The following is a 17,031-nucleotide window of genomic DNA, read 5'->3' as shown; positions in this document are numbered from 1 at the left end:
TGATAAGATGCAGGAAAAAGCTAAAGCTGATGTCGCAATTATAGGCGGAAGCGGCATTTATGATGCCAATCTGCTTGACAATGTACGAGATGTTGATATTGACACTCCTTTTGGAAAACCTTCGGACTCAATAACAATTGGTGACCATGGTGACCTGAGTGTCTGTTTCCTTCCAAGACATGGAGTTGGTCACAGGATCTCTCCATCTGAACTGAACTCGAGAGCTAATATCTTCGCTCTCAAAAAACTTGGTGTGAAACGCATAATCGCTGCATCTGCAGTGGGCAGTCTGAAAGAGGAGTTCAAACCACTGGATATTGTGATTCCAAACCAGATATATGACCGCACAAAATCCAGACCATCAACTTTCTTCGAGGATGGTATTGTTGTCCATATGGGATTTGCAGACCCATTCTGTCCTGAGACTTCAAAGACCATAGTCGATGTTGCTAATTCAAAGGGTTACAGCGTCAAGGAAGGTGGAACCTATGTTTGTATGGAAGGTCCGCAGTTCTCAACTCGTGCGGAGTCCAGAGTTTACCAGGCACTTGGTTTCGATATAATTGGCATGACTGCAATTCCTGAGGCAAAACTCGCTCGTGAAGCTGAGATATGTTACTCCATGATCGCTACCGTAACAGATTACGATGTATGGCATGAGGAAGATGTCACCATTGAGACTATCATTGAGAATGCGATGAAGAATGAGGCTGCTGTAAAAGATATAATTGTGTCAACTCTGGATAAACTGAGTATCGAGCAACACTGTATGTGTAAGGATGCTCTTATGGGTGCGATAACAACCGTTCCGTCCATGATACCTCATGAAACAAAGAGAAGGCTTGATCCTCTTATCGGAAAATATCTGAATGAATGAGTCTGAGCTATCTGTAAGTGGCTTATCGCAAGTGTTTTAATATATCATGATGCTTATTTAATTCGGTGGACCATGCCTCATAAGTGTACAAGATGTGAATCAATCTTTGTAGACGGTGCTTCAGTAATACTTAGCGGATGCCCTAATTGCGGCTGGAATAAGTTCCTTTATGTCAAGGATGAAGAGCTTGAGAGTAAATCTCCTGAAGAGTCTGAGACAACAGAAACCGGAAAGGAACACGTTATTGATGAGACTTCCTCTGAAAAAGCAGATGAACATTCCGAGACGATTATCCGCGAGATCGATGACATACTTGGTGTTGAAAAGAAGGAGTCCAGCGTAACCGAAGAGAATGGTGAAAGGGTCGAATCCGTGCGTATCCTTGGTCCAGGTTCCTATGAACTGAACCTCGATTCCCTGCTTGACCGCAAAGAGATCGTGATGGCTTTCAAGGAAGATGGTGCATATGCCCTGCATCTTGGTTCTGTTTTTAAGGAAAACAAAGATAAGAAAAAGAAGAAAAAGTGATTTTTCTTTGAGGTAAGCAATGGATGTAATTCCAAAAGAACGATTCTTTGAAGTTGATGCTCTGCGTGCAGTCGCAATCGTTCTGATGGTTGCCTATCATTTCTTTTTTGATCTTTATTTTTTCAACATCCATTATTTTGATATGCATTCAGGTCTTCTGCTTGTAATAGGTAGAAGCGCAGCTATCCTTTTCATTTTTCTTGTGGGCGTTTCTCTCACTTTAAGCTACTCAAGGACATCCCGTTCCAAACCTGAAAAAGATATCTTCATCCACAATCTGAAAAGAGGTGCCGGAATTTTTGGCTGGGGTCTTGTAATAACCGCAGTTACAGCAATATTCCTTGAAAGCGGCACAATCTACTTTGGAATTCTCCACCTGATAGGAGTTTCGATAATCATTTCCTATCCATTCCTGAAGTACAGAAGGTTCAATCTGATTGCAGGTCTTGTCTTGCTCTTTGCAGGAGTCCTGACGGACCCGGTTTATGTAAATTACCCCTGGCTTTTATGGATAGGTCTCAAACCACACGGTTTTTACACTCTTGATTACTTCCCGCTGATTCCCTGGTTTGGCCTTGTCCTTCTGGGAATTTATACAGGGAACAGCCTGTATCCTGATTACAAACGAAGTTTCAGGATGTGTGATTGCGAGGGGAATGCTGTTGTGAGATTGCTTGAGTATCTGGGGAAAAAGTCGCTGCTGATCTATCTGGTGCATCAGCCGGTGATTGTGGGAACATTACTGCTGGTTACTAGGATCTAATAACTTCCTTCAATCAGATTGAATAGATAAATTCACTCTTTTGCCAATGAGTAATTCACCATAACTTTGAGATATTCATTGTCAACTTCCATGAGAACAGTCTGGAACATGGCTACATGAACTTTTTCTTCTTGGGCTATATCGAGCAATATTGTCTTAAGGTCTTCATTTTCGGTGATATTTGCCATCTGTTCGTACATGTTAATAGCATCGAATTCAGCCATGATGGCAACTCTCATTAACTCTTTATCAATGTCTTCTTCGCTGACATTTTTAAGTTCAATGGGAACATCTGAAAATACCATTTAATCACCCGTTATTTGCCCAGTTCTTCTTCAACTTCTTTCTTCCCGGCTTCCAGCTCATCAACCTGCTGCTGGTCTATTTGGAGGAGAAGTGTCTGGAACTCTCCAATGTGTGTTTTTTCTTCCTTTGCAACATCAAGAAGCACATTAATTACTTCTTTATTGTCAGTCATACCTGCCATCTGTTCATAGAGGTTGATGGCATCAAGTTCGGCCATAAGTGCAGCTCTTAGTATCTCTTTGTCGATATTTTCTTTTTTTATGTTACTGAGATCTATAGGTACTTTTGAAAACATATATCCACTCTCCATGTCCAGTATTCACTAACTGGTGATTATCAGTCCAATGTGATTTTATTTGCCTGTAAGATAAAGGCAAACAATAACTCCCATCTAATATATGAAACCTCAGTCTATTTAGAACTAACGAAATAAGTCATGGAACAAAATCAAACATCATATGATCTGTTCCATAAATAAGAATTTAAAATTGTAGTTTATCCCTGCTTTTGCCCTGAAATCCTATCGTCTGCGCTCTTGAGTATCATGGCTATCATGTCGCTGTACGAGATATCAGCAATTTTAGCCATTTTTGCAAGATGTCCGTCCCAGCACCATCCGGGGTTGGGGTTGACTTCAAGGAGCTTTGGGTTGCCTTTAGCATCAAGTCTCCAGTCAAGGCGGGTGTAGTCCCTGCATTCCAGCCTGTTTATGAGTTTCAGGCTGCACTCGACAATGAGTTCCTCTGTCTCTTTTGGAAGGTCGGCAGGTGAGGATTTTATTTTCCAGTAAGGAGAGTCCGGTATCCACTTTGCCTCGTATCCGCAGAGCTTTGGAAGGTCTTCAGGTAAGTCAGAGTAATCTTCCTGCGTAAGCGGCAGTACGGTATAGTTCTCCGGTGGGTTGCCTATGATTCCTATACTAAGGTCTTTTCCGGTTAGGAATTCTTCCACAAGTATTGGTTTATCGTAACCAAGTCCTTCCCTTATGTCATAGATGGCTCTGACAACCTCATCACGACTGTTACATACGCTGTGCTGGTTCAGCCCGAAGCTGGAGTCACCAAAGTTAGGTTTAACAATAACGGGAAAATCCATAGGCAGCTCGAACAGAGTGTCCTCTCCTTTAACAACAATACCTTCAGGAACCGGAACAGCAAGGTCCTTTGCAATGCCTCTGACAAGTGCCTTATCATAACAGAAAGCAAGACACTGTGGTCCTGAGCCCGTGTAAGGAATATTGAACATCTCAAGTATTGCAGGCACATGCAGCTCTTTTTTTGGGTCATTATCATAACCCTCATCACAGAGGTTGAACACGAAATCCGTTTTAGATCTTATTTTTGCAAGGTCGGTGACTAGTGTATCGTGGTTATCCAGATATTTGAACGAATAGTTTTCAAGTTCATAGAGTCCACCTTTAAGCTGGTCTATGGTGTACATGTCATCATCATCAAAGACACCACATGGCTTTAGTGAATCATTCTTCCTCGGGTCTCCGAAGACAACAACTACATTCTTCTTTGCTTCCTTTGCCTTTTTCTTCTTAGGGGTCCATTCTTTCCTTACCGTTGCAGTGACAATTATGCGTCTTTCCATCATTCCAAGGTCCTGGTTTCTCAGTGTCTGTGAATTGATGGAGTCTACTATCTCAATATCTGTAAATTCTGCTTTTTTCAGCAGCTCTTTCAGCGCATCGGTGGTGTAAAGACGTTCCGCATAGAACTGGTCTGCTATAACTCCTGATGTGTCGTTGACGATTACCTCTCTAGATATGAGTTTCTGACCATCGGTTGAAATGGACCTCTCCCTGCACACAAAGTTGTGCTTGTCGATCCATTCCCATGAACGTGGCTGGTATTTTTCCTTGAGGTATGAACCATCAGCCACATCAAGCAGTACTTTTCCCCAGGGTTTCAGTATCCTTTTTACTTCTTTTAAGACTCTCAGGTCTTCGTCAGACGTTTCAAAATAACCAAAACTATTGCCAAGGAGCATCACAACATCGAATGTGTCAGTTGCGTATGGTGTTTTCCTGGCGTCCCCTTCCTTGAACTTGGCACCAAGACTTTCTTTCTTAGCAGTGGTCTTTGCCCGCTGGATTAGGTAATGTGACCTGTCCAGGCCGTCAAGGTTTTTCAAACCTCTTCTTGCAAGTTCAAGTGTATGCCTTCCCTGTCCACAACACAGGTCAAGTACGTGGCTTTCAGGTGTCAGCTTCAGTATTGATGAAAAAGTGTCTATTTCCTGCCTGGTGATGGTGGCATCCTCTACGATATCCGCATCGGTCTTCAGGTAGAGTGAGTTGAATATCTTCTTCCACCAATCGGGGTTCACATGCTCTTCCAGGTATGGGACTGGTCCCAATGTCCTTGGTTTTTGTTTATCTTTGTTCTGGTATTCTTTAGGTCTTTCTTTCATCAGGTATAACCCTCTAATATTTGGAACACACGACACAGTGCATTCAAGCAATATTATATGTTTTAAGAATAAATAATCACCGATTCTTTAGTTATTTTGAATATAAATGAACTTCAATGGTTTTATTTAGTTTTAAATTTTAAATTAGTTTCTAATAACTAAAATAGCACTTTTAGATTAATATTTATCAAAAATAGATGTTATTTATCTGTTATTTTGGGATTATTTCCTTTTTTATTCTTCTTGTATCCTATTTTAATTACTTATATAGTATCAGTCAAGCAATACAGGATTTGAATTATTTTTATCGTCAGAAAAATATTAATTTTTTTTAATAAAAATTAAAAAGAGTACTCTAAATGAACAATATTCTCTAAGTGAAAAAGGACTAATATTTAAAAAAGAAAAGTTGGAGTAAGTTTTCACTTACTCGTTCTTACGTCTCTGGAACACAAGTGCAATACCGATTATTGCAGCTATAGGGAGTACAAGTGTTGGGAACTCAGGAATTTCCTCTTCGCCACATTCCCTAACAATTGTCTCAAACTCTACTTCGACCATTGGGCCCTGTGCACCATACGCGTCTACAGGAGTGACCTGTACCATCCATTTCTCTCCGACACTTGTGTCAGCAGCAGGCACTGTGTTTCCTGTGTGGTCTATTCCAAGTGCAAAGTCATCATCAAGATATCCGCCGGTTCCGACATCTACATACCATCTATACTTGTAGGTAACAGCATCTTCATCAGGGTCTGCTGGGTTTGGTCCGGTTACGTCAACCACAAGATTATCATTTGTGTCTACACAGTATGCTGGACTTTTCTCAACAACAGGCTCGTATGGTATATGGTTTGAACCATCGGTGCTGTATGTTACGATAAGCTTACTGTATTCAAGTGTTGTTGCCCAGGAATCTGTATCATACATGTCGATGTCTATCCACATATCAAGGGCTCCATCATTCAATAGTAGAGAGGGGTTTACGTCAAATGTTGTGGTTGACCATGTATCGTCTGTTCCCTGAAGATATACCGGGTTCATATCCACACCATCTGCAGTAACATGATCGTACTCACCTTCAAGTCCATGCTCAGGTTCAGCATCGACGTCCCATGCACGGATTACAATTTGTACTGAGTTTATAGTAAGGTTCGGGTCAGCATAAATTGTTGGGTCCAGTGTATGCATCCAGCCATAATCCTGATCCATCCAGCTGTATATTCCAAAACCTCCTCCATTAGCAGGTGCAGTGTAATGTGGAGCTGTACTGCTCTCATCCACTGTTTGTGTATATGTGTAAGTTCCATCCAGGTTATCTACAATCGATTCTCCAGTAGCTGCAGCCACTTTTATTAGAGGTTCTGGACCATTTGAATTCAAGTCATTTGTATCATAAGCGCTTGCTATTCCTGTGAATAAAGCTAGCACTATCAGTAATGTCATTATTTTGCATCTCATATATCGCACCACCCAATATTAATTGGATTATCTTCTTTGGTTAGAATGGGTTTGTTGACTAACCTCCCGTTCCAGCCTATTTACCTCTTGTTTTACTTTTCATATATACTTTTTCAAATCAGTGTTTTATCATAATCACAATCATAATCATATATGCATCACACATCGATCAATAAAGAAAATCACTCAAAAAGGTTTGTCTTTCATCTATCTTTTCAAGTTTTGTGACCCCTACTCCAAGTAACCTGAATCTGCCTGTACCCATGAATTCTTCCATAAGTGTCAGAGCATTCTTTGCGATCACTTCTTTATCCGTGGTGGCAGCATTCAGTGTTTTTGCCCGGGTATATGTCCTGAAATCCTCAAAACGCACCTTGATGGTCACAGTCCTGTACCTGAATCTCTTTTTCATCATTGATGCGTGGACCTTCTCGGTCAGCTCTCTGAAAACAGCTTCAATTTTGACCGGTTCGGAGATATCCTCATCGAAAGTATCCTCTGTGCTCACGGATTTTACTTCTTCTCTCTCTTTCACTTCACGTGTGTCAATACCATTTGCAAGCTGGTGCATGACAACACCGAATTTTCCAAAACGAGCTATGAGTAACTGCACATCGCAGGTTGCAAGCTGTCCCACATTTTCAATCCCCATCTCTTCCAGAATTGGCTGGGTTTTCTTACCGATCCCAGGTATTCTTGACACATGCATGGGGAACAGGAAATCCTGTATATCCTCAGGTCTTACAACGGTCAGTCCATCGGGTTTGTTAAAATCGGATGCTATCTTTGCAATTACCTTGTTTGGCGCCACGCCAATTGAGCATGTAAGTCCATGAAGCCTCTGTATCTCACTTTTTATCTTCTTTGCAAGCAGGGTTGCCGATTCATAATCCGAAATTGATTCTCCAATGTCAAGGTATGCTTCATCAACACTAACCTGCTGGAACCGGTCGGCAAAAATGCGAAGTGTCTGCATTATGTCTGCAGATACTTCCTTGTAAAGCTTCATGTTGACCCTGAGATATACTGCATCATGGCATAGTTTGTAGGCTTTTGAGATTGGCATACCGGAATGTATGCCGTATGCCCTTGCTTCATATGAACAAGTACTTGCAACTCCTCTGCCACTGCCGCCTTTAGGGTCTGATCCTACCACAACAGGCAGTCCTTTAAGTTCCGGCTTTTCCCTTACTTCAACTGAGGAGTAAAAGCTGTCCATATCGATGTGCAGTGTTATCTTTTCTCTTCCGGCGCTTTCCATCGGATCTCCAAGGTTTTTTATTCAAAAGTGGATGTATTTATGGATTCTATTGAATATATCGGTTTTTTGCTTATGGCTAACGGAACGCTGATATAATATCACGAACCATGGCAATCATATAAATTAATGGTCCTGTTAATCATGTACTATATATATCTTGCAACTATTGCTTACGTAGCTGTTCTTTATCTCACGTTGAGAGATATCCGTATCTACAAAAGGACCAGAATAGATTCGTATCGTAAAGGTGCAATGAAGGGAATTCTTGCATCTGCAATTGTAATGCTGGGAGTCCTGTTCACCACTTTTAATCCGGAAATGGGTCTATTTGTTGTTTTTATCGGTCTTTATTTCAACAAAAAAGGTGTTAGGGAGAAAGTTTTCATCAACGCAGATTCCAAGGATCGTTTTCTGGGAAAGACTGATATATAATAAAGTATTCAGCTGCAGTTCCAGTAATCCAAAAGGTATAAATGTAAGGGTATTTATTATAACCCCGATACAAGTTACTACTATAAAGTTTCATCAAATAATTAATTCATCATAATGGAGAATTATCATGGGAAATATTAGACAAACCAATATCAAGAGAATCGCACTTCGCTTAGCCGAAAACCACGGAAACGTATTTACAACAGACTTTGACACAAACAAGCACCTTGTGACAAAGTACACAACCATCGAGAGTAAGGTTATCAGAAACCGTGTAGCAGGTTACGTGACAAGAAAGATGACACATAAGCCAAGAGAGTAAGGTTTCTGGAGAGGGGATGTTCCCATGTTCGAAGGAGTTTTACCTGCTCTTGTAACGCCATTCTCAAAGGACGGCTCAATTGATTCTGAAAGTTTCAGAAACATTGTCAGTTTTGTGGAAGATGGTGGCGTTTCCGGAGTTGTTGTCTGTGGTACGACTGGTGAATCTGCAACCCTGTCAACCGGGGAACACAAAGAGCTGATTAATCTTTGTGTTGATTGCGCTAAGGTTCCTGTCATTGCCGGTACAGGTTCCAACAACACTGCAGAGGCGGTGGAACTTACTAAACACGCTGCTGATGCGGGAGCAGATGGCGCTCTTATAATATCCCCATATTATATCAAGCCCAACAATGCAGGGCTTATTGCTCATTTTAAAAAGATAGCAGAAGCTTCCGATATTCCTATTGTATTATATAATGTCCCTTCACGTACCGGACAGGACATGCCACTGGAAGTTATTGTAGAACTATCAAAGGTTGATAATATCGTAGCTGTCAAGGAAGCAAGCGGTAGTCTTGGCAAGTTCTCACAGATACTCGAAGAGACTGCAGATGAAGACTTTGAGGTTCTTTCAGGTGAGGATGGTCTTACGTTCCCATCAATGGCCCTGGGCGGCGCAGGTGTCATATCTGTGGTTGCTAATATTGTACCTGGAAAGATGGTACAACTTGCAGAGGCTGTAAAGGCATGTGATCTTGAAACTGCCAGAATGATACACTTTGAGATAGCACCACTTACACGTGCATTGTTCACTGAAACTAATCCTATTCCAGTAAAGAGGGCAGTTGAGCTTATAGGCCTTTCAAGTGGTGATATGAGACTCCCTCTTGCGCCACTTAGCAATGAGAACAGCGTTACACTTGAGAATGCTCTTCGCAACCTGGGGTGCATCGCATGATTAACGTTGGCGTGACCGGTGCTTCCGGAAGAATGGGCAGACTCATTATTGATAATATCCTTAGATTCGATGAGCTCAAACTGACATCTGCTTTTGACCTTATGAACATCGGCAAAGATGTTGGTGAGGTAGCTCAGATGGGCACCCTGGGAGTTCCTATATCAGGTGTAGATGATATGGAATCTGTCCTGAAGGAGTCTAAAACCCAGGTGCTGATCGATTTTACGATTGCAGATGCAACTGCTGTAAATGCACCAAAGGCTGCGTCAGCCGGTGTAAGTCTTGTAATAGGAACAACAGGTCTTTCCCCTGAGCAGAAAAAGGCAATAGAAGATTCAATAATCAGCAACAACGTTGCAGGGATCATATCTCCTAATTATTCAATAGGAGTAAATGTATTTTTCAAAATACTTGCAGAAGCTTCCAAATATCTTGGTGACATGGACATTGAGATAATAGAAGCTCACCATATGCACAAGAAAGATGCACCAAGCGGAACAGCACTGGGAGCTGCAAAGGTAATCAGTGAAGCACTTGGAGGCAAGGAATTCGTTTATGGTCGTGAGGGCTTTGCACCCCGTGGAAAAGAGATTGGTATCCATGCAGTACGCGGTGGAGATATAGTTGGAGATCACACTGTTCTTTTTGCAGGTGATGGTGAGAGAATAGAGATAAAACACCAGGCACATTCAAGACAGGCTTTTGCAGGCGGTGCGGTCAAAGCAGCAGCCTGGATAGGCAATGCAAAACCTGGACTTTATACAATGCAGGATATTCTGGGACTCTGATCCCCTATTTTTTTGGGATGTATGTGTTCATTTGTGGCGCAGTATCTGCATATTGTGCACATAGTATCAAATGATAAATCGTGAACAATGGTCATCGATATTATATATATGCCTATATATAATATCTATTGTAACATGAAAGCATTTGGTGCCATTGTTACTACCTCCAAACGTTTCTTCCTTTTTTTATTTTTTTGATTCTCTTCATAGCAGGTGCTCTGCAATATTTTCGGAGATAACTCTTCCACAATAATAGCATCTGAGTTTAAGGAATATGTTTTCGGTATCAACAGTAAACTTCGATGTAATAGGTTCATTGCTGTTGGATATGCAGTTAGGATTTATGCAGCCAACAACTCCTTCCACAAAGGATGGAATGTGTACTTTGTACTTATTGACAATATTGAAATCGCGTATGATATTAATAGTTGCATTAGGGGAAATAAGTGCTATCTTGTCAACCTCTTCCACATTAAGCTCACGATTTTCTACCTTGACAACATCTTTTCGTCCGTATTTTCCATTGGAGTTGATAAGTACACTAACAACACCCTGTGACGAATCCGGAAGTCCGAGTATCTTCAGCACATTCAGAGCTTTGCCTGCTGTGATATGGTCGATAACAGTACCGTTCTCTATTCTGCGTACTCTGAGCTCTGTCTCAATATCGGTCATTCTATTGCTCCCAATACAAGCCCAAGCAATGCCATTCTCACAGGAACCCCATAGAATGCCTGTTTAAAGTAGCACGCATGTGGTGTATCATCCACTTTATTATCTATCTCATTAACTCTGGGAAGAGGGTGCATTATTTTAAGTTCCTTTTTAGCTTCTTTCAGTGTTTCAGCGGTGATCTTCAGCCTGTTAGCAACTTTGCGGTACTCAGCAGGATCAGGGAACCTTTCTTTCTGTATGCGCGTCATGTAAAGCACATCAACATCCCTGATGGCTTCCTCAATAGTATCTACCTCTTTTATCTTTGCTCCCCTTGCAATAATGTCATTGATGATCTCTTCCGGCATACGCAGTTCTTTTGGGGATATCAGGGTTATCTGTGCACCATAAAGTGAGAGTGCATAACATAATGAGTGAACAGTTCTTCCATACTTGAGGTCGCCTGCAAGTGCAATCTTTAAGTCTTCAAGGTGACTCTCACGTTTGATAGTATAGAGGTCAAGCAGTGTCTGTGTAGGATGGTGACCGGCACCGTCGCCTGCATTGAGTACAGGAACCCTTGAAAATTCAGATGCAAGATGTGCTGCCCCTTCTTTTGGATGGCGAAGAACGATAGCATCAACATAACCATCAACAACTCTTATGGTATCTGCAAGAGTTTCCCCTTTTGCGATAGAACTGGCATCCACCGAACCCAGGTTCAAGACATCTCCTCCAAGACGAAGCATTGCAGTTTCAAAAGACATTCTTGTCCTTGTACTTGGTTCAAAAAAAAGAACTGCAAGGATCTTTCCTGAAAGCAGGTCCGACCTCTCTTCTCCGCGTGCAATCGGCTCCATCTTTTCGGCAGCAGTGAGGATATGGTCGATCATCTCTCTGGAGAAGTTCCTCATAGAAATGATAGGTTGGTCCTTAAAATTCATCGACTACAAAAGGCATTGCATGGGATATAATATTTGCCTGCTAAGTCAGGATCTTTTACTCCAGCATTTGTCTTTCATATCTTCGGCCAGACTGTCCCATTCACATGTCTCCACATTATCACAGATGTGCCTGCATTTGAAAATAGCTTTTCTTTTAGCAGAAGTTGTCAGCTCTTTAAGGTCCATGATGGCCCTGCGAACACCTGCAGCCTTCTCAAAGATCTCATTTGCTTCATCAGAGCTTACATTTCCGTGTTCAAGGCAGTCTTCGTATTCTTTTTCCTTAGCTGACAGCAATTCCAGAAGTTTATCGATGTTGTCCACATCGCTTCTTTCGATATTTGGCTTGTTAACTATCTCCCATACGATTTCATGTAGGTTCACTTCATTCCCATCGATCATAACCTTGTAGGGGATCTCTTCTCCTACCCAGAAAAGACTACTATGGAGGCTTTTCAATAGTTTCTCTCTTTCTCTGGTGGAAATCTCATCATTATCCCTTATTTCCGCTCCCATAAATCCACGATATTAATTTTACGTGATTAAATTTATAGGTTTTCAAGTATTTTAGTAGTGTAAGTATGTCCAAAGTTGATCCTAATAAACCAATTATTCAGGTTGCTCTTGATCTCCTGGAAACCGACAGGGCAATACAGATAGCAAAAGAATCTCTGGAAGGCGGCGCAGACTGGCTTGAGGCCGGTACTCCTCTTATCAAAAGTGAGGGGATGGACGTTATCAGAAAACTAAGGGATGCCTTCCCGGAGAAAACCATCATTGCCGATATGAAAATAACTGATACCGGTGCCATGGAAGTTGAAATGGGGGCAAAGGCAGGTGCAGATATCGTAGTTGTGCTTGCAAGCGCAGATGATTCTACTATACTGGAGTCTGTACGAGCGGCAAGAAAGTATGGAGTAAAGATAATGGCTGACCTTATCTCTGCAAATGATCCTGTTGCCCGCAGTATGGAAGTAGAAAAACTGGGCGTGGATTATATCAACGTACATGCAGGTATCGACCAGCAGATGGAGGGTCTGGACTCTCTTTCCATAATGAAAGAAGTTGTCAAGAAAGTCAATATTCCGGTTGCAATCGCAGGAGGTCTGGATGCTGTTTCGTGTGCTGAGGCTGTAATTGCAGGTGCGGACATTGTGGTTGTCGGGGGAAATATCGTCCGTTCATCCAATGTAACTGCTTCTGCAAGAGCCATCAGGGAAAGTGTAGATTCACCCGCAAAAGTTCAGATTACCAGACTTTCACGCGATGATGAGATAAGAACAATACTGGAATCTGTTTCTACTTCTAATATCTCCGACGCAATGCACAGAAAAGGTGCCATGCAGGATATCTTCTCGATGATGGAAGGTAAAAAGATGATAGGTACTGCAGTAACTGTTCAGACCTTCAAAGGAGACTGGGCAAAAGCAGTTGAGGCGATCGATGAGGCAAAAGAAGGTGATGTTATCGTTATCTATAACGGAAGCAGGCATGTAGCTCCATGGGGCGGGCTTGCAACACTTAGCTGTCTTAACAAAGGAGTTGCCGGTGTTGTCATCGATGGTGCCGTGAGGGATATAGATGAGGTCCGCAAGATCGGACTGCCTGTTTTTGCCACCTGTCATGTGCCCAATGCAGGAGAGCCAAAAGGCTTCGGTGAGATTAATTCCGAAATAGTTTGCGGAAACCAGACTGTAAATCCAGGTGACTATATTGTAGGTGACGACAATGGAGTTGTTGTCATTCCAAAGGAACGTGCCTATGAGATCGCAAGGCGTGCCAAAGAGGTTGAAAAGACCGAGCAGCGTCTTTTTGAGGAGATCCGCAGGGGTGCAACATTATCTGAGGTCATGAAACTTAAGAAATGGGAGAAACACTGAAATGATCGAATTGTTGAAAGTGCTTGCATGCATGCCTTTTTTGTTATATTCCTGCTATTCGGATATCAAAACCCGGCGTGTTTCAAATGATGTATGGTTTATGATGTTCGGTGTGGGATTCATATTCATCATGTATGACCTGATGACATATGGTCTTCCGTATCTGATACGCAACATATTGTCATTTCTGTTCATATTCGCTTTTGTTTACATCCTTTTCCAGTTCGGAGCATTCGGAGGGGCAGATGCAAAGATATTGATGGTAATCTCACTGATAATTCCAACCTTCCCTATAATTGAGATAGGGTCAACATCGCTCCCGATAAGTGGTGTTCCTCCGATCGATCTCTTTGCCTTCAGTGTATTCGGCAATTCGGTCATCCTTACAGTGATCGTTCCCCTTGGACTATTCCTGTATAATCTGGTGAAAAATCCTTCTGAATCTCTGAAACGTCCGTTTTACATGTTCATAGGATATATCACTCCAATATCAAAACTGGAAAAAGGTCATTTTCGTATGCTGGATTCTTATGAGGAAACAAAAGACGGCTTAAAGTTCAGATTTTCAAGATCAGGTACAGAACTCAGTTCTGACGTGATAAAAGAACTAAAAACATATCAGAAAGAAGGCAAAGTAAAAGATGGTGTGTGGATCACTCCTGGTCTTCCATTTATGATTCCCATTACAGCCGGCTTTATCACAGCCGTTGTCTATGGTGACCTTATATTCCAGCTTACAATGCAATTCATGATGATGTGAATTGTATTTTATCTCTTTTTAACTTCTTTTTTGCATCAGGTTTTAATATCGTTTCTTTCAAATTATTAACTGGAGATGGGTCAATGCAAGAAAAGAAACCTGAGAACAAAAAGCAGAACGAAGATGAACAAAAGGCAAAGGTAAACCCAATTCACCCTGGTGATCAGAGGGTTCGTCCAAAAAGACATCTTCTTGATACATGTGAATGATATTCATTGAATATAGTGCCGTCATTTCTTTTTGATAATTGACTGGTAAACATTCCTGATCTCATCATTAGAATAGATGCCACCGAGTTTATCTTTTATACTTCTGATGAGTTCGTCTTCAAGTTCATCCAGCGCATTGAGAACTATCTCTTTTTTAAGAGCTGGTTTTGGGATGCTGTTTCCGGAAACCTTAGTTATAACTTCCTCTTTCACAGGAGCTTTAGTTTTGCTCCTTTTATTTTCTTGTTTAGACGATTCCACTGTTTCCAAATGTTCTGCAATAGCCTTGAGGAACATGTCCCCATATTTCTTGAGTTTATACTCTCCAACACCCGTGATCTTCAGCATTTCTTCTTTTGTAGCTGGTCTTCTGGCAGCCATCTGGCGAAGACTTGTGTCAGCAAATATGATGTACGGCGGTACATCCTGCATCTGTGCCAGGGAAATACGTAGCTCTTTTAATTTATCAAAAAGGATCTTGTCAGGATCATCACTGATCTTGCGGTGAACCACTGGCTTGTAGTCTTCCTCAAACTCTTCTTCCTCAATATCAGGCGTAACTGATTCGTATTCAGTTTGCACATCCTCAACTTTTCGGGTAAAACTCACAGTTCTCTTTCCGTCCAGTACTTCCAGACTCTTCCGATTAAGTTTAAGAAGCGGATAACGTGCTCCTTCAACTTTGATTACATCCTGTCTGACCATCTCTCGTGCCATATCCAGCCATTCATTCTTGGAATATTCATCTCCCTGTCCGAAACTTTTGAGCAGATGATGTTTTTTGTCTGTGATCTTCTTTGCCCGACTGCCGGCAAGCACATCAATGACATGGTTCATTCCAAATCTCTGATTAAGGTCCTGAATGCATTTGATTATCAGCCTTGCTTCTGCTGTTCCATCAACCTCAATTCGGGGTTGCAGGCAGACATCGCACTTTCCACAATTATCCTCAGGTATTTCTTCCCCAAAATATCTCAGCAATACTTTTCGGCGACAGATGTTGCTTTCACAGTAGTCTACCATGTCGTTGAGCTGTTTGATCGCAATGTCTCTTTCTTCTTTTTTGTCCTTCTGTTTTATGAAATACTCTATCTTGTATTTGTCACCACGACTGAAAAAGAGCACACATTCACATTCAAGTCCGTCTCGACCACCTCTTCCGGTTTCCTGGTAGTATCCTTCGAGGTTCTTGGGGAGGTCGTAGTGTATCACAAAACGGACATTGGGTTTGTCTATTCCCATTCCAAATGCAATGGTTGCAACCACAATTTCAGCCCTGTCTTTAATGAACATCTCCTGGTTCTTTGATCGCTGGAGATCGGTAAGACCTGCATGGTATGAAAGTGCATTGAATCCATCCTTTAGAAGTTTCTTTGTCAGGCTGTCTACGGTCCTGCGGCTCTGGCAGTAAATGATCCCACTTTCTCCTTTCTTTTTTCTGAGATATTGCAAAAGGTTGTTATAGGTATCCTTCTTGGCACGCACCCGGTAGAATAGATTCTGCCGGTTAAAACTTGCAACATATATTCCACAATTTTCGATTCCAAGTTGCTTTATGGTGTCTTCTCTTACTTTTGGTGTGGCAGTGGCTGTGAGTGCAATGATGGGTATTTTCGGGAATTTCTTCTTCAACATATCAAGTTTTCGATATTCCGGTCTGAAATCATGTCCCCATTCAGAGATGCAGTGGCTCTCATCGATTGCAAATAGGCTTACATTGAGGCTTTTCAGGAGTGTGATGGTACCTGACATTGTGAGTCTTTCAGGGGCCACATAGAGAATTTTGATCTCACCTCTTTTCAGCTCCTCATAAATACGTTTTGACTGCGCAGGTTTGAGTGTGCTATTAAGGTATGCAGCATCAATTCCGTTTTCTTTAAGGCTGTCCACCTGATCCTTCATAAGGGAGATAAGTGGTGAAACTACAACGGTGATACCATCTTTTAGAAGAGCTGGAAGCTGATAACAAAGGGATTTACCTCCGCCTGTGGGCATCAGCACAAAAGTATCACAGTCATTTAGCACATCATTGATTATTTCCTCTTGTAACGGGCGAAAATCAGAGTATCCAAAGTACTTCCGGAGAGTCTCGTGCATCTTTAGACCATACTTGCTTTTCCTGAATATATGTTACTGATGTATTTAATCTTCAGGTATGCAGGGTGAAAGTATTCTGTTATTAGAACAACAGTAAAAGCAGAGCCTTGAATATTAACATAGAGGTAAAGAATGATTTCAGATGAAAAAGAGGAGGGGATATTTTTCCCTGAAACCATTCTATTCAAAAAACATCCGCATAATCATAATTAACTCTCTAATATTTTCAATATGATCTTAGAGTATATATTAGAGTAAGAAACTATGTTAAGCAACAATTATTCGGAATATACAGATCTTGTCTCTCATGGAATATTTTTGCAAAAATTCTAGTATTTTACTCCGGCAAGGCTCTTATCTCCGGGCGAGCATTAATATGTACGAAACACTATTTCAGGGTAAAATCCATAGTAATCTTATATTCGGAGTTCTCA

The 17,031-nt window shown here is 41.5% G+C and carries 19 protein-coding genes; 10 read left to right on the top strand and 9 right to left on the bottom strand.

Annotated elements, in window-relative coordinates; translation table 11 throughout:
- Window positions 1–7 precede the first annotated feature (7 nt).
- From mtnP to BLP52_RS06320, 3 genes are all read left to right on the top strand, one after another.
- Window positions 8–877, top strand: coding sequence for an S-methyl-5'-thioadenosine phosphorylase (gene mtnP / locus BLP52_RS06330; protein WP_091709621.1), 870 nt, complete (start codon window positions 8–10; stop codon window positions 875–877).
- Window positions 878–949: 72 nt separating this feature from the next.
- A complete protein-coding gene (locus tag BLP52_RS06325; RefSeq protein WP_091709620.1) occupies window positions 950–1,405 on the top strand; it encodes a Zn-ribbon domain-containing protein in 456 nt (151 codons plus the stop codon).
- Between the two features lie 19 nt (window positions 1,406–1,424).
- Window positions 1,425–2,168, top strand: a complete 744-nt coding sequence (locus BLP52_RS06320; protein WP_091709619.1) for a heparan-alpha-glucosaminide N-acetyltransferase — start codon at window positions 1,425–1,427, stop codon at window positions 2,166–2,168.
- Window positions 2,169–2,200: 32 nt separating this feature from the next.
- Here the strand turns inward: BLP52_RS06320 and BLP52_RS06315 are convergent, their stop codons facing one another.
- From BLP52_RS06315 to dinB, 5 genes are all read right to left on the bottom strand, one after another.
- Window positions 2,201–2,473, bottom strand: coding sequence for a demethoxyubiquinone hydroxylase family protein (locus BLP52_RS06315; RefSeq protein ID WP_091709618.1), 273 nt, complete (start codon window positions 2,471–2,473; stop codon window positions 2,201–2,203).
- Window positions 2,474–2,484: 11 nt separating this feature from the next.
- Window positions 2,485–2,769: a ferritin family protein gene (locus tag BLP52_RS06310; protein ID WP_091709617.1), complete on the bottom strand. Its 285-nt coding sequence runs from the start codon at window positions 2,767–2,769 to the stop codon at window positions 2,485–2,487.
- Window positions 2,770–2,969: 200 nt separating this feature from the next.
- Window positions 2,970–4,892 carry a methyltransferase domain-containing protein gene (locus BLP52_RS06305; protein WP_091709616.1) on the bottom strand — a complete coding sequence of 641 codons (1,923 nt, stop codon included), beginning with the start codon at window positions 4,890–4,892 and terminating at the stop codon, window positions 2,970–2,972.
- Window positions 4,893–5,318: 426 nt separating this feature from the next.
- The gene (locus tag BLP52_RS06300) at window positions 5,319–6,350 is read right to left on the bottom strand and encodes a PEF-CTERM sorting domain-containing protein (protein WP_091709615.1); all 1,032 of its coding nucleotides are present in this window, start codon (window positions 6,348–6,350) and stop codon (window positions 5,319–5,321) included.
- Between the two features lie 169 nt (window positions 6,351–6,519).
- Entirely contained in the window at window positions 6,520–7,611 is a 1,092-nt protein-coding gene (gene dinB, locus BLP52_RS06295) for a DNA polymerase IV (RefSeq protein ID WP_091709614.1), read from the bottom strand.
- Window positions 7,612–7,737: 126 nt separating this feature from the next.
- Here dinB and BLP52_RS06290 point away from each other — a divergent pair, with 126 nt between their 5' ends.
- The 4 genes from BLP52_RS06290 to dapB all read left to right on the top strand — a co-directional run bounded on the left by BLP52_RS06290 (window position 7,738) and on the right by dapB (window position 10,053).
- On the top strand, window positions 7,738–8,043 hold the full coding sequence (locus BLP52_RS06290; protein WP_238380743.1) for a hypothetical protein: 306 nt from the start codon (window positions 7,738–7,740) through the stop codon (window positions 8,041–8,043).
- A gap of 127 nt (window positions 8,044–8,170) precedes the next feature.
- Entirely contained in the window at window positions 8,171–8,365 is a 195-nt protein-coding gene (locus BLP52_RS06285) for a 30S ribosomal protein S17e (RefSeq protein WP_091709612.1), read from the top strand.
- Between the two features lie 24 nt (window positions 8,366–8,389).
- Window positions 8,390–9,265 carry a 4-hydroxy-tetrahydrodipicolinate synthase gene (gene dapA / locus BLP52_RS06280; protein WP_091709611.1) on the top strand — a complete coding sequence of 292 codons (876 nt, stop codon included), beginning with the start codon at window positions 8,390–8,392 and terminating at the stop codon, window positions 9,263–9,265.
- Complete coding sequence (gene dapB, locus BLP52_RS06275; protein ID WP_091709610.1) at window positions 9,262–10,053, top strand: 4-hydroxy-tetrahydrodipicolinate reductase; 792 nt, start codon at window positions 9,262–9,264, stop codon at window positions 10,051–10,053. Before dapA ends, dapB begins: the two co-directional genes overlap by 4 nt.
- Window positions 10,054–10,257: 204 nt before the next feature.
- On the opposite strand, the gene pyrI is transcribed toward dapB, so the two are convergent.
- Genes pyrI through BLP52_RS06260 form a run of 3 tightly spaced genes read right to left on the bottom strand, consistent with a single transcriptional unit; the run spans window position 10,258 to window position 12,167 of the window.
- A complete protein-coding gene (pyrI, locus tag BLP52_RS06270; protein WP_091709609.1) occupies window positions 10,258–10,728 on the bottom strand; it encodes an aspartate carbamoyltransferase regulatory subunit in 471 nt (156 codons plus the stop codon).
- Window positions 10,725–11,651, bottom strand: a complete 927-nt coding sequence (pyrB, locus tag BLP52_RS06265; protein WP_091709608.1) for an aspartate carbamoyltransferase — start codon at window positions 11,649–11,651, stop codon at window positions 10,725–10,727. The genes pyrI and pyrB overlap by 4 nt, the downstream gene beginning before the upstream one ends.
- A gap of 45 nt (window positions 11,652–11,696) precedes the next feature.
- Window positions 11,697–12,167, bottom strand: coding sequence for a DUF5788 family protein (locus BLP52_RS06260; protein ID WP_091709607.1), 471 nt, complete (start codon window positions 12,165–12,167; stop codon window positions 11,697–11,699).
- 65 nt (window positions 12,168–12,232) lie between these two features.
- Between BLP52_RS06260 and hxlA the strand changes: the two genes are divergently transcribed.
- From hxlA to BLP52_RS14785, 3 genes are all read left to right on the top strand, one after another.
- Window positions 12,233–13,531: a 3-hexulose-6-phosphate synthase gene (hxlA, locus tag BLP52_RS06255; RefSeq protein WP_091709606.1), complete on the top strand. Its 1,299-nt coding sequence runs from the start codon at window positions 12,233–12,235 to the stop codon at window positions 13,529–13,531.
- Window position 13,532: 1 nt separating this feature from the next.
- Entirely contained in the window at window positions 13,533–14,291 is a 759-nt protein-coding gene (locus tag BLP52_RS06250; RefSeq protein ID WP_091709605.1) for an A24 family peptidase C-terminal domain-containing protein, read from the top strand.
- An 83-nt stretch (window positions 14,292–14,374) separates the two neighbouring features.
- Window positions 14,375–14,500, top strand: coding sequence for a hypothetical protein (locus BLP52_RS14785; RefSeq protein ID WP_274377640.1), 126 nt, complete (start codon window positions 14,375–14,377; stop codon window positions 14,498–14,500).
- Window positions 14,501–14,521: 21 nt separating this feature from the next.
- On the opposite strand, the gene recQ is transcribed toward BLP52_RS14785, so the two are convergent.
- Window positions 14,522–16,597, bottom strand: a complete 2,076-nt coding sequence (recQ, locus tag BLP52_RS06245) for a DNA helicase RecQ (RefSeq protein ID WP_091709604.1) — start codon at window positions 16,595–16,597, stop codon at window positions 14,522–14,524.
- Window positions 16,598–17,031 lie beyond the last annotated feature (434 nt).

Origin of the sequence: Methanolobus vulcani (genome assembly GCF_900100715.1) — an archaeon.
Taxonomy (GTDB): Archaea; Halobacteriota; Methanosarcinia; order Methanosarcinales; family Methanosarcinaceae; genus Methanolobus; species Methanolobus vulcani.
This window is presented reverse-complemented; position numbering and strand designations above follow the sequence as displayed.